We start from the raw sequence: 11,720 nt of genomic DNA, 5'->3' as shown, positions 1-11,720 counted from the left end.
GCCGTTTCGCGTTCCGGGAGGGCGTTCAGTCCAGGTAGTCGAACACCTTGACGATGCGCTGCATGCCGCCGACGTTGGAGACGGCCTGGACGATGCGCTCCGCCTCGTTGCGGGTGACGATGCCCATCAGGTAGACGCTGTTGTTCTCGGTGACCACGCGGATGCGACCCGAATCGATCTCCTCGTTGGCGGCCAGGCTGGTGCGGATACGGGTGCGCAGCCAGGTGTCGGCGAGACGCTGGCCGGCCGGCAGGTTGGCGGCGACGGAGAGCTCGTTGTGCACCTCGCGCACGTTGCGCACCTTGCCGGCGACCTCCTCGGCCTTCGCCTGGAGCTCCTCGCTGGGTACCTGGCCGGTGAGCAGGACCACGCCACTGAAGCTGTCGACATTGATGCGCGCATCGCCCAGCCGGGCATCGGTGCGGCCCAGGTTGTGGCCGATTTTGGTCTCGATGCTCTCGTCCTCGACCTGGGTGCCGAAGGTGCGCTCCCCGTAGTTCTCGTCGATGGTGCCGGGGGTAGTGACGCCGGTCACGGTGGTGCAGCCGGCGAGGCCGAGGCCGAGAATGAGCAGCAGGGGCGTGAGAAGGGACTTCCTGGTCATGGGGGTCACTCGCTTGTACCGAAGAGTTGTTCGTCGATCAGGTCGCACAGGCAGTGTATCGCCAGCAGGTGGACCTCCTGGATGCGTGCCGTGGACGTCGCCGGCACGCGGATCTCGCAGTCGTCCTGGCCCAGCAGCGAGGCCATGTCGCCGCCGTCCCGGCCGGTCAGGGCCACCACCGTCATGTCACGGTCGTGGGCGGCCTGGATGGCCTGGATGACGTTGGCGGAATTGCCGCTGGTGGAGATCGCCAGCAGGATGTCACCGGGCTGACCCAGGGCGCGGATCTGCTTGGAGAAGACCTCGTTGTAGCTGTAGTCGTTGGCGATCGAGGTCAGGGTCGAGGTGTCGGTGGTCAGCGCCAGGGCCGGCAGGCTGGGGCGCTCCCGCTCGAACCGGTTGAGCAGCTCCGAGGAGAAATGCTGGCTGTCGCCGGCGCTGCCGCCGTTGCCACAGGCCAGGATCTTGCCCTCGTTGACCAGGCACTGGACCATCATCTGGCTGGCCACCTCGATGAAGGGCGGCAGCACCTCACTGGCATAGGTCTTGGTGTCGATGCTGGCATTGAAGTGGCCGAGAATGCGCTGCTGGAAATCCATGCGGGGTTCCTGGTCCTTTTCGCAGATGGGCTTGAGCGGTCAGGACGCTTCGAAGGCATCCGCCACCCACTCGATCTCGAGGTCGGGGGGCGTGCCGGTCACGGCCAGCACATCGAAGCGGCAGGGACATGATAGCCCGTTGCGCTGGAGATAAAAACGCGCCGCCCGGATCAGGCGGCGCTGCTTGGTGGTGGTGACGGTCTCCAGCGGGTGCCCGTGGCGGTGGTCGGCGCGGTGGCGGACCTCGACGAACACCAGCACCTCGCCATCACGCATCACCAGGTCGATCTCGCCGCCCTTGGCATGCTGGTTGCTGGCCTCCAGCGAAAGGCCGCGTGCCGTCAGCCAGCGTGCGGCGAGCTGCTCGATGGCGCCGCCGCGGGCGCGGGCGTCACGGGGCCCGTTCATCGCCGAACACGCCGGGGATCAGCACGGGCTGGGGCACGCCATTGAGAAAGCGTGCCCAGGGCAGGCGGCGCTGGATCCGGCCGTCGTCGCCGGGGCTCAGGGTGCCGGTGGCCCCGAACAGCTCGCTGCCGCTGATGGCCTGCAGCTGAGGCAGGCGCCGGGCCAGCTCGTAGGCATCCACGCCCATGGCCATCAGCCGGAACATGGCGGGGTCGGACTCCTCGCGCAGCCGGCGATAGCTGTCGAGGAAGGGCAGGGCCTCGACGCCGCCCACGGCCGCATCGGGGATCTGCCAGGGGATATCGGCGAACAGCACGTCGTCCAGGTCGTGATCCAGGCGGGGCTGCAGGCGGCCCTCGAAGAGGTGGGAGGTGGCATAGATCGGCAGATCGCCGCTGTCGTAGTAGTCCAGGGTCGGCGGTACCTGGCGGGCATAGTCCGGCAGGGCCAGCAGGAACAGCATGTCCGGCTGGGGGTTGGTCACGGCCCGGCGTGCGCTCTCGGTGGCCGAGGACTCGGGGTTGTAGCGCACCGCATTGGCGACCTCGCCTCCCTGGTCGCGCCAGGCTTTCCAGAAGGCCTCGCCGACGCGGCGTCCCCAGTCGTTGTCCGGGACCAGCAGTGAGGCCAGGCGGTGGCCGTCGACCCAGGCGCGATGGGCCGCCTGGCGGGCCTCGTCCTCGGCGGACAGGCCGTACTGGAAGAGCCCGAGGGCCCGGTTGCGGTCCCCGCGGCCGTAGTTGAGCGCCAGGGTCGGCAGCGGCACCCGCTCGCGCTGCTCGAGCTCGCTGACGGCATCCTTGTCCAGCGGGCCGATCACCACCTGGGCGCCGCTCTCGCTGGCCTCCCGGTAGAGCGCCTCCAGATCGCCATGGCTGCTGTCGAGGAAGCTCAGGCGGGCGCCGCTGTCGACGCCCTCGAGGTGGTGGGTGCGAATCCCCTCGCGGATCGCCCCGGCAATGCCGGCGAGCGGTCCGGACTCGGGGAGGAAGACCGCGATGTGGTTGACCTCCTGGCCGCGCAGCTCACCCAGGGCGGTGATCTCGCCGGGCAGGCGTCGGGCCGCCGGGTGGCCACGATGGCGCTCGCGCCAGTCATCCAGTCGCGCAAAGAGCCGCTGGATGTCGCCGCCGCTGGAGCGCACCAGCTCGGCCAGGGCGACCCATCCCTGCACCAGGTCGCCGCCCTCGTCGCTCAGGGTGGCCAGTGACCCGCCGTCTAGCCGCGAGAGCTGGTCCCAGATCGGGTCGTTGAGGTCCTCGCGCTCGGTCTCCGCCTGGACCTGGATCAGGGCCCGGGCGGCGGCGCGGGGCTCGTCGACCTCGGCCAGGGCCATGCCCAGGCGTTCACGCAGGGTCAGGGAGGCCTCGCGAGGCAGGTCGACCTCGTCGAGCAGCTGCCCGGCCTGGATCACCGCCCAGGGGTCCCCCTCGGCCTCGCCCAGCTCCGAGAGCAGCAGGGCCCAGCGTGTCCGTGCCTGGCGCTCCAGCCGGCTGTCGTCGATCTCCTTGGCGACCTCCAGTGCCTGGGTGCGGTTGCCCTGGCGTGCTAGGATGTCGGCCGCTTCCAGGCGGGACTGCGCCGCCTGGCCGGGCTCCTGCTGCTCGGCCTGCTGCAGCAGGCGCTGTGGATCTCCGTCGGGCTGTCGCTCGATGATGCCCGGCTGGAAGCTGCAGCCCGCAAGCAGCAGCGCGGTGAGCGCGGCGGCCAGCGGGCCGCGAAACGAGATCTTCATGAATCCTTCCTTGTCCCCATGTGCGAGAGCATCCCAGGGAGCCGAGATGTCCGATACGCTTACCGGTTCATTGTACGTGGTCGCCACGCCGATTGGGAATCTGGACGACCTGAGCCCCCGGGCCGCCCGGGTGCTGGGGGAGGTGGCCGTGATCGCCGCCGAGGATACCCGCCACAGTGGCCGCCTGCTGCGCCACCTGGGCCTGTCGCGGCCGATGCTCTCGCTGCACGAGCACAACGAGGCCGCGCGGGTTGACGCCCTGGATGCCCGACTCGTTGCCGGGGAGGACATCGCCCTGGTCTCCGATGCCGGCACGCCGCTGATCAGCGATCCCGGCTTCGTGCTGGTGCGCGAGCTGCGTGCCCGCGGGCGTCGCATCGTGCCGGTCCCGGGGCCCTGTGCCCTGGTGGCGGCCCTGTCGGCGGCAGGGCTGCCCACCGACCGCTTCCTCTTCCAGGGCTTCCTGCCGGCGAAGGGCGGTGCCCGGCGGGGGCGGCTGGAAGCGCTGGCCTCCCGCGAGGAGACCCTGGTGTTCTACGAGTCTCCCCACCGCATCCGTGACACCCTGGCGGATCTGGCCACCACCCTCGGGGCGCGACGGGTGGTGCTGGCGCGTGAGCTGACCAAGGCCTTCGAGACCTTCCTCGACGGCAGTGCCGCCGAGCTGCTCACGCGCATGGAGGAGGACCCGGACCAGGCCCGCGGCGAGTTCGTGGTGATGGTGGCCGGGGCCGGCCCGCGCGGCGATGCCGAGGCCTCTTCGGTTGAGGCCGATGCGCTGCTGTCGGCCCTGCTCGCCGAGGGGGTCGGGGTCAAGCAGGCGGCCGCCGTGGCGGCGCGGGTGCTGGGCGGGGCCAAGAAGACCTGGTATGGCCGACTCCAGGCGCTCAAGGACGGGCATTGAGGCGGGGGAGGGGCACTGGTATCCTTGCCGCGGGAGTTGGCCAGACAGTCGCCGCCGCCCCGGCCTTCGGGACGGGGCGGGGGAGGAAAGTCCGGGCTCCACAGGGCAGAGTGCCAGGTAATGCCTGGGCGGCGTGAGCCGACGGAAAGTGCAGCAGAGAGTAGACCGCCTACGTCTCCCTAGGGAGGCCGGCAAGGGTGAAAGGGTGCGGTAAGAGCGCACCGCGCGCCTGGCAACAGTGCGTGGCAAGGTAAACCCCACTCGGAGCAAGACCAAATAGGAACCCCATGACGTGGCCCGCGTCGGGTTCGGGTAGGTTGCTTGAGGGCCCTGGTGACATGGCCCCTAGAGGAATGACTGTCCACGACAGAACCCGGCTTATCGGCCGACTCCCTTTTCCGAACATCGCCGTGCCTGCGGCCCCCAGCCCCTCGAACGAGAGCCCCATGCCGTCATCCGCCCCTGAACAGCCCGCCCGCGGCTTTCGCCATGCCAGCGTGCTGCTCGACGGCGCCGTGGAGGCGCTGGTCCACGACCCCGAGGGCACCTACCTGGACGGCACCTTCGGCCGCGGTGGCCACTCGCGTGCCATCCTCGCGCGGCTGGCCCCCGAGGGCCGTTTGCTGGCCATCGACCGCGACCCCCAGGCCGTCGCCGAGGCCGCCGCCATCGATGACCCGCGCTTCACCATCGAGCAGGGCGAGTTCGCCCGACTCGACGAGATCGCCGCGCGCCACGGCCTGCATGGGCGGCTGGCGGGCGTCCTGCTCGACGTGGGGGTCTCGTCGCCCCAGCTCGACGACCCCGAGCGGGGGTTCAGCTTCCTGCGCGACGGTCCCCTGGACATGCGCATGGACCCCTCCCGCGGCGAGAGCGCCGCGGGCTTTCTGGCCCGGGCCGGCGAGAGCGAGATTGCCGCGGTCTTCAAGGCCTATGGCGAGGAGCGCTTCGCCCGGCGGCTGGCACGGGCCATCGTGGCGCGTCGTCTCGAGCGACCCTTCGAGCGGACCGCGGACCTCGCCGAGGTGGTCAAGGCCGCTCATCCCGCCTGGGAAAAGGGCAAGCACCCGGCGACCCGCGTCTTCCAGGCCCTGCGCATCCAGGTCAACGGCGAGCTCGAGCAGCTCGATGCCGCCCTCGAGGCGGCATTGGAGGCCCTCGCCCCGGGCGGCCACCTGGTCGTGATCAGCTTCCACTCGCTGGAGGACCGCCGGGTCAAGCGCTTCATTCGCGATCACGTGCGCGGCGATACCGACCTGCCGCGCGGCATGCCGATCCGCGACAACCAGCTCAAGCGGCGCCTGGCATCGCTGGGCAAGGCGCGTCGTCCCTCCGCCGAGGAGGTCCAGGAGAACCCCCGTGCACGCAGTGCGGTGATGCGTGTGGCGCGCAAGCGATACTGAGGACGGTCATGGCACAGGGACGATCCGCGGCAACCTCCCCGTTCGGCTGGCCCCTTCGCCTGGGGGCATCGCCGCGGCTGCTGCTCGTCGCCCTGCTGCTGGCGGCCAGTCTGGGCTCGGCGCTGGCGGTGATCACCACCAGTCACCTGACCCGTGACCAGTATGCCCGCCTGCAGCAGCTCGAGCGTGAGCAACAGCAGTTGCAGACCGAATGGGGGCAACTGCTGCTCGAGGAGAGTGCCTGGTCCTCGCCCGCCCGCATCGAGCGCCTGGCCCAGGAGCGCCTGGAGATGCGCCTGCCCGACATCGACGAGGTCGAGGTCATCCGGCCATGAGTGCCGACGCCCGCAGCGGCGTGACGCCGCGTCGCCCGCCGCCCATGGCACCCATGGGGGGGCTGCGCTACGGGGTGATGATGACGCTGGTGCTGGTGGGGCTCGCGCTGCTGGCCGGCCGCATCGTCGACCTGCATGTCTTCGACCGTCCCTTCCTGCAGGGGCAGGGCGATGCCCGTACCCTGCGCACCGACACCATTCCCGCCCATCGCGGCATGATCACCGACCGCCACGGCGAGCCGCTGGCCATTTCCACGCCGGTGGTCACCCTCTGGGCCAACCCCCAGGACCTGCCGGCCGACGACATTCAGCGTCTCATGCTGGCCAGGGCCCTGGGCCAGGAGCTGGATGCCCTCAACGAGCGCATCGCACGCTACGCCGAGCGCGAGTTCATGTACCTGCGCCGCCGCATGACGCCGGAGGAGGCCCAGCGGGTGCTGGACCTGCGCATTCCCGGTGTCCACGCCCGCGAAGAGTACAAGCGCTACTATCCGGCGGGGGAAGTGACCGCCCAGCTGCTGGGCGTGACCAATATCGATGATATCGGCCAGGAGGGTCTGGAACTGGCCTACCAGTCGCACCTCGCGGGGGTGCCCGGCAAGCGTCGGGTGCTCAAGGACCGCCGCGGTCGCCTGGTGCGCGACCTGGCGCTGCTGCAGGAGGCTCAGCCGGGGGGGGATCTCACGCTGGCGCTGGACCAGCGCCTCCAGTACATGGCCTATCGCGAGCTCAAGGCGGCGGTGGCCGAGCACGATGCCGACGGTGGCACCGTGGTGATGCTGGATGCTCACAATGGCGAAGTGCTGGCCATGGCCAACCAGCCCTCCTACAACCCCAACAACCGGGCCGGGCTCGACCCTCAGGGACTGCGCAACCGGGCCATCGTCGATGTCTTCGAACCGGGGTCGGTGGTCAAGCCGCTGGCCATGGCGGCGATCATGGAGAGTGGCCAGTTCGACAAGGACATCGTGGTCGATACCTCGCCCGGCTGGATGGTCATTGATCGCTTCACCATCAAGGATATCCGCAACTACGGCGAACTCACCCTGGCCGGCATCCTCGAGAAGTCCTCGAACATCGGCATGTCCAAGCTGGTCCTGAAGCTCGACGAGCCGCTGGTCCCCGAGATCTATCGTCGCCTGGGCCTGGATCAGGCGCCGGGCACCGGCTTTCCCGGCGAGTCCGCGGGCAGCCTGCCGTCCCCGGCGCGCTGGTCGAGCAGCCAGTGGGCGGCCCTCTCCTACGGCTATGGCCTCTCGGTCTCGGCACTGCAGCTGGCCAGCGCCTACACGGCACTCGCCAACGATGGCGTGCGGATGGCCCCCTCGCTGCTCAGGTTGCCGGAACTCCCGGTCGGCAACCCCGCCATCGATCCCGAGTTGGCCCATGACCTGCTGCGCATCATGGAGGAGTCGGTGCAGCCCGGGACCGGGGGGCGCCGCGCTGGGGTGCCGGGGTACCGGGTGGCCGGCAAGACCGGCACGGTACGCAAGACCTCGGCCACCGGCTACGAGAAGGATGCCTACCGCAGCCTCTTTGTCGGCATCGCGCCGGTCTCGGAGCCGCGGATCGTCACCGTGGTGATGATCGATCACCCGCGGGGCGACAGCTACTATGGCGGGGCGGTGGCGGCGCCGGTCTTCTCGCGGGTGGCCGGCAATGCTCTGCGCCTGCTGGACGTGCCACCGGATGCCCGGGAGCCGGAATCATGAGTGCAAGCCCTGGGGAGGAAACGCGATGCGGCTGACCGCCGAACGACTCGAGACGGGCCTGGCCGGGCTCTGGCCCGACTGTCGCCGTGGCCTGGCGGACATCACCCTGCCGGACGCCGTCCGGCTGGCGCTCGACAGCCGTCGGCTGGCCGAGGGCGACGTCTTCGTGGCGGTGCCGGGGGTGGCCGCGGACGGCCGCGACTTCATCCCGGCGGCTCTCGAGGCCGGGGCCTCGCTGGTGCTGGCCCATGACGACGGTGCGCCCGGGCCCGACGACCCCCGGGTGCTGTGGTTGCCGGGACTGCGCGAGGCCCAGGGCGAACTGGGCAAGGTCCTGTTCGCCGTGCCCCATGACCTGGAGCTGGTCGGGGTCACCGGCACCAACGGCAAGAGTTCGGTGACCCACTACCTGGCCGAGCTGAGCATCGCCCTCGGGGTGGATGCCGGCCTGATCGGCACCCTGGGGCACGGCCGGCCGGGGCGCCTGGCGGCCGGCCAGCTGACCACGCCGGGTCCCCTGGCCCTGCAGGCGGCGCTGGGTGAGCTGGCGGCGGACGGCGTGCGTCGGGTGGCCATGGAGGTCTCCTCCCATGCCCTGGAGCAGGGTCGCCTCGATGGTTGTCGCGTGTCTGCCGCGGTGTTCACCAACCTCAGCCGTGACCACCTGGACTACCACGGCAGCATGGCGGCCTATGCCGCCGCCAAGGCGCGGCTGTTCCGTCGCCATGAGCTCGCGCTCGCCGTGGTCAACGGCGACGACCCGCTGGCGCGCCTGATGCTCGCTGGCGTGCACCGTGGCGTGCGTGTCCTGGCCGTCGGCGAGGACGAGGCGGTGACCCTGCGCGTCATCGACTGGGTGCCCCATGCCGAGGGGCAGCGGGCGCTCATCGCCACGCCGGAGGGGGAGCGGGTGCTCGAGCTCGGCTTGATGGGCCGTTTCAACCTGGACAACGTGCTGCTGGCCATGGCCACCCTCCATGGCCTCGGGCACTCCCTCGATACGCTGTTCGCGGCGGCGGCCGGCCTCGCCCCGGTGCCCGGTCGCATGCAACGCCTGACCCGTCCAGGCGCTCCCACGGTGGTCATCGACTATGCCCATACCCCGGATGCCCTCGACAATGCCCTCTCGGCGCTGCGGGCCCACCTGCCGGGCGACGGCCGGCTGTGGTGCCTGTTCGGCTGCGGCGGCGACCGCGACGCCGGCAAGCGCCCGCTGATGGCCACCGTCGCGCGCCGAGGGGCCGACCGGCTGGTGGTCACCGACGACAACCCGCGCAGCGAGGACCCGGCCGCGATCCGTGCCCAGATCCTCGCGGGGCTGGGCGACCCCGAGCGCAACGCGGTCCTCGAGGTGGCCGGACGGGGCGGAGCGATCGCCCGGGTGCTTGCCGAGGCCGGCCCCGACGACGTGGTGCTGATCGCCGGCAAGGGTCACGAGGCGTATCAGGAGGTGGCGGGCGTCCGCCACCCCTTCTCGGACCTGGCCGAGGCGGAGCGTGGCCTGGCCGCCCGCGCCCGGCAAGGCCACGGGGAGGACCCTCGATGAGCGCCGCCGGCCTGCAGCGCCTGGGCGAGGTCGCCGCGGCCCTGGGGCTTCCCGCCCCGGCCGAGGATCTGCCGGTCGGGGCGATCGTCACCGATACCCGGCGGCTTGCCCCCGGGGCGCTGTTCGTGGCGCTCAGGGGTGAGCGCTTCGATGCCCATGACTTCGTCGGCCAGGCGCGCGAGGCCGGGGCCGTGGCGGCGCTGGTGGAACGACCGGTAGACGACCCGCTCCCCCAACTGGCGGTGGCCGACACCCGACTGGCCCTGGGGCTGCTGGCGCGTGCCCGGCGGCGAGCCTGGGGCGGTCCGCTGGTCGCCGTGACCGGCAACAGCGGCAAGACCACGGTCAAGCAGATGCTGGCGACCCTGCTGGCGCGGTGCGGGTCGACGCTGTCCACCCAGGGCAACCTGAACAACGACATCGGTGCGCCCCTGACCCTGCTGGCCCTGGAGACCGGGCACCGCCAGGCGGTGGTGGAACTGGGCGCCAACCATCTCGGCGAGATCGCCTGGACCACGATCCTGGCCGAGCCCCGGGTGGCGGTGATCACCAATGTCACCGGTGCCCACGTGGGCGAATTCGGCGGCATGGGCCGTATCGCCCAGGCCAAGGCCGAGATCCTGGCCGGCCTGCCGGCCGACGGCGTGGCAGTGCTCAACCGCGACGACGCCTTCTTCGCCACCTGGGCGCGCCTGGCGGCGCCCCGCGAGGTGCTCGACTTCGGCCTGGAGCCGCGGGCGCGCCTGCGTGCCGAGGCGCTGGCCTGTGACGCCCTCGGACGCTATGCTTTCACGCTTGTCCGGGACGGCCGCGAGGTCGGGCGCGTCCAGCTGGCCATGCTGGGCCGGCACAACGTGGCCAATGCCCTGGCGGCCTCGGCCGCGGCCCTGGCCATGGGGCTCGCGGAGCGCGAGGTGCTGGCCGGGCTCGAGACGGTGGCACCGATGCCGGGCCGGATGAGCGTGGTGGAGGGCTTCAACGCCTCGCGGCTGCTGGACGATACCTATAATGCCAACCCCGGCGCGGTGAAGGCGGCGCTCGATGCCCTGGTGACGCTGCCCGGCCCGCACTGGTGCCTGCTGGGTGCCATGGGCGAACTGGGGGGTGAGTCCGACCGGCTGCATGCCGAGCTCGGGCACTACGCGCGGGAACGGGGAATCGATTTCCTGGGTACCCTCGGCGAGCCGGCGAGACCGGCCAGCCAGGCCTTCGGTGAAGGCGGGGTCCATTTCGACGATCGGGAGGCGCTGATGCGCCACGTCCTCCACCATCTACCGTCCGGGGCCAGCGTACTGGTCAAGGGCTCGCGCAGTGCCGGCATGGAACGAGTCGTGGCGGCCCTGCGCGCGGATGCTTCAAGGTGAACGCGATACATGCTGCTCTTTCTGGCTGACTTTCTGGCGCAATTCCAGAGTGCCTTCAATGTCTTCAACTATCTGACCCTGCGCATGATCCTGGGGACCCTGACCGCCCTGGTGCTCTGCCTGTGGCTCGGGCCGGTGATGATCCGCCGCCTGGTGGAACGCCAGATCGGCCAGGCGGTGCGCGACGACGGCCCCCAGTCCCACCTCTCCAAGGCCGGCACCCCCACCATGGGCGGCGCCATGATCCTGATGGCCATCGCCGTGAGCACCCTGCTATGGGGGGATCTCACCAACCACTATGTCTGGCTGGTGCTGGCGGTGACCCTGGGCTTCGGCGCCATCGGCTGGGTGGACGACTACCGCAAGGTGGTGGAGAAGAACCCCCGGGGCCTACCGGCGCGCTGGAAGTACTTCTGGCAGTCGCTGATCGGCGTCGCGGCCGCCGTGCTGCTCTACGTCACCGCTGCCTCGCCGGTGGAGACCAGCCTGATCGTGCCGCTGTTCAAGGAGTTCGTGCTGCCGCTGGGGGTGTTCTACATGGTCCTCACCTACCTGGTGATCGTCGGCAGCTCCAATGCCGTCAACCTCACCGACGGCCTCGATGGCCTGGCGATCATGCCCACGGTGCTGGTGGCCATGGGCCTGGCGGTGTTCGCCTATGCCACCGGCAACACGGTGTTCGCCGACTACCTGCAGATTCCCTTCATTCCCGGGGCGGGTGAATTGGCCGTGTTCTGTGCCACCATCGCCGGGGCCGGCCTGGGTTTCCTGTGGTTCAACACCTACCCGGCCCAGGTGTTCATGGGCGACGTGGGGGCCCTGGCGCTGGGCGCGGCCCTCGGCGTGGTGGCGGTGATCGTGCGCCAGGAGATCGTGCTGTTCATCATGGGCGGCATCTTCGTCATGGAGACCGTCTCGGTGATCCTGCAGGTGGGCTCCTACAAGCTCACCGGGCGGCGCATCTTCCGCATGGCGCCGCTGCACCACCACTATGAGCTCAAGGGCTGGCCGGAGCCGCGGGTCATCGTGCGCTTCTGGATCATTACCGTGGTGCTGGTGCTGATCGGCCTGGCCACCCTCAAGGTCCGCTGATTCCCCCAAGGCCGATTC

General features: G+C 70.4%; 11 protein-coding genes and 1 other RNA gene. 8 read left to right on the top strand and 4 right to left on the bottom strand.

All coding sequences use genetic code 11. From position 1 onward, the window contains the following. Positions 1-25: 25 nt before the first annotated feature. From QLQ86_RS14570 to QLQ86_RS14555, 4 genes are read right to left on the bottom strand one after another with little or no spacing between them, the layout of a single operon-like run. Entirely contained in the window at positions 26-604 is a 579-nt protein-coding gene (locus QLQ86_RS14570) for a BON domain-containing protein (RefSeq protein WP_282733818.1), read from the bottom strand. 5 nt (positions 605-609) lie between these two features. Next, complete coding sequence (locus tag QLQ86_RS14565) at positions 610-1,203, bottom strand: phosphoheptose isomerase (RefSeq protein ID WP_106229168.1); 594 nt, start codon at positions 1,201-1,203, stop codon at positions 610-612. Positions 1,204-1,242: 39 nt separating this feature from the next. Beyond that, positions 1,243-1,611, bottom strand: coding sequence for a YraN family protein (locus QLQ86_RS14560; protein WP_282733819.1), 369 nt, complete (start codon positions 1,609-1,611; stop codon positions 1,243-1,245). Further along, positions 1,595-3,346: a penicillin-binding protein activator gene (locus QLQ86_RS14555; protein ID WP_282817445.1), complete on the bottom strand. Its 1,752-nt coding sequence runs from the start codon at positions 3,344-3,346 to the stop codon at positions 1,595-1,597. Before QLQ86_RS14555 ends, QLQ86_RS14560 begins: the two co-directional genes overlap by 17 nt. A gap of 46 nt (positions 3,347-3,392) precedes the next feature. On the opposite strand from QLQ86_RS14555, the gene rsmI reads away from it, so the two are divergent. From rsmI to mraY, 8 genes are all read left to right on the top strand, one after another. Next, positions 3,393-4,250: a 16S rRNA (cytidine(1402)-2'-O)-methyltransferase gene (gene rsmI, locus QLQ86_RS14550; RefSeq protein WP_282733821.1), complete on the top strand. Its 858-nt coding sequence runs from the start codon at positions 3,393-3,395 to the stop codon at positions 4,248-4,250. Positions 4,251-4,282: 32 nt separating this feature from the next. Continuing rightward, an RNA gene (rnpB, locus tag QLQ86_RS14545) (RNase P RNA component class A) lies at positions 4,283-4,647 on the top strand. Positions 4,648-4,696: 49 nt separating this feature from the next. Then, complete coding sequence (gene rsmH, locus QLQ86_RS14540; RefSeq protein WP_282733822.1) at positions 4,697-5,653, top strand: 16S rRNA (cytosine(1402)-N(4))-methyltransferase RsmH; 957 nt, start codon at positions 4,697-4,699, stop codon at positions 5,651-5,653. An 8-nt stretch (positions 5,654-5,661) separates the two neighbouring features. After that, positions 5,662-5,988 (top strand): cell division protein FtsL, encoded by a 327-nt coding sequence (ftsL, locus tag QLQ86_RS14535; RefSeq protein WP_282733823.1) that lies wholly within the window; start codon positions 5,662-5,664, stop codon positions 5,986-5,988. Next, the gene (locus QLQ86_RS14530; protein WP_282733824.1) at positions 5,985-7,700 is read left to right on the top strand and encodes a peptidoglycan D,D-transpeptidase FtsI family protein; all 1,716 of its coding nucleotides are present in this window, start codon (positions 5,985-5,987) and stop codon (positions 7,698-7,700) included. Before ftsL ends, QLQ86_RS14530 begins: the two co-directional genes overlap by 4 nt. 25 nt (positions 7,701-7,725) lie before the next feature. Beyond that, complete coding sequence (locus QLQ86_RS14525; RefSeq protein ID WP_282817444.1) at positions 7,726-9,246, top strand: UDP-N-acetylmuramoyl-L-alanyl-D-glutamate--2,6-diaminopimelate ligase; 1,521 nt, start codon at positions 7,726-7,728, stop codon at positions 9,244-9,246. Then, positions 9,243-10,610 carry a UDP-N-acetylmuramoyl-tripeptide--D-alanyl-D-alanine ligase gene (locus QLQ86_RS14520; RefSeq protein ID WP_282817443.1) on the top strand — a complete coding sequence of 456 codons (1,368 nt, stop codon included), beginning with the start codon at positions 9,243-9,245 and terminating at the stop codon, positions 10,608-10,610. The genes QLQ86_RS14525 and QLQ86_RS14520 overlap by 4 nt, the downstream gene beginning before the upstream one ends. 9 nt (positions 10,611-10,619) lie before the next feature. After that, positions 10,620-11,702 (top strand): phospho-N-acetylmuramoyl-pentapeptide-transferase, encoded by a 1,083-nt coding sequence (gene mraY / locus QLQ86_RS14515; protein WP_250061588.1) that lies wholly within the window; start codon positions 10,620-10,622, stop codon positions 11,700-11,702. The last annotated feature ends 18 nt before the right edge of the window (positions 11,703-11,720 follow it).

The sequence above is a fragment of the Halomonas rhizosphaerae genome (genome assembly GCF_030012485.1).
In the GTDB taxonomy this organism is placed as follows: Bacteria; Pseudomonadota; Gammaproteobacteria; order Pseudomonadales; family Halomonadaceae; genus Halomonas; species Halomonas rhizosphaerae.
The sequence above is the reverse complement of the archived record's forward strand: the minus strand, read 5'-3'. Positions and strand labels throughout refer to the sequence as shown.

What these genes read in the sequence shown, in the direction of transcription:
- QLQ86_RS14570 (WP_282733818.1), bottom strand. Translation starts at nt 604, where the DNA reads ATGACCAGGAAGTCCCTTCTCACGCCCCTGCTGCTCATTCTCGGCCTC.
- QLQ86_RS14565 (WP_106229168.1), bottom strand. Translation starts at nt 1,203, where the DNA reads ATGGATTTCCAGCAGCGCATTCTCGGCCACTTCAATGCCAGCATCGAC.
- QLQ86_RS14560 (WP_282733819.1), bottom strand. Translation starts at nt 1,611, where the DNA reads ATGAACGGGCCCCGTGACGCCCGCGCCCGCGGCGGCGCCATCGAGCAG.
- QLQ86_RS14555 (WP_282817445.1), bottom strand. Translation starts at nt 3,346, where the DNA reads ATGAAGATCTCGTTTCGCGGCCCGCTGGCCGCCGCGCTCACCGCGCTG.
- rsmI (WP_282733821.1), top strand. Translation starts at nt 3,393, where the DNA reads ATGTCCGATACGCTTACCGGTTCATTGTACGTGGTCGCCACGCCGATT.
- rsmH (WP_282733822.1), top strand. Translation starts at nt 4,697, where the DNA reads ATGCCGTCATCCGCCCCTGAACAGCCCGCCCGCGGCTTTCGCCATGCC.
- ftsL (WP_282733823.1), top strand. Translation starts at nt 5,662, where the DNA reads ATGGCACAGGGACGATCCGCGGCAACCTCCCCGTTCGGCTGGCCCCTT.
- QLQ86_RS14530 (WP_282733824.1), top strand. Translation starts at nt 5,985, where the DNA reads ATGAGTGCCGACGCCCGCAGCGGCGTGACGCCGCGTCGCCCGCCGCCC.
- QLQ86_RS14525 (WP_282817444.1), top strand. Translation starts at nt 7,726, where the DNA reads ATGCGGCTGACCGCCGAACGACTCGAGACGGGCCTGGCCGGGCTCTGG.
- QLQ86_RS14520 (WP_282817443.1), top strand. Translation starts at nt 9,243, where the DNA reads ATGAGCGCCGCCGGCCTGCAGCGCCTGGGCGAGGTCGCCGCGGCCCTG.
- mraY (WP_250061588.1), top strand. Translation starts at nt 10,620, where the DNA reads ATGCTGCTCTTTCTGGCTGACTTTCTGGCGCAATTCCAGAGTGCCTTC.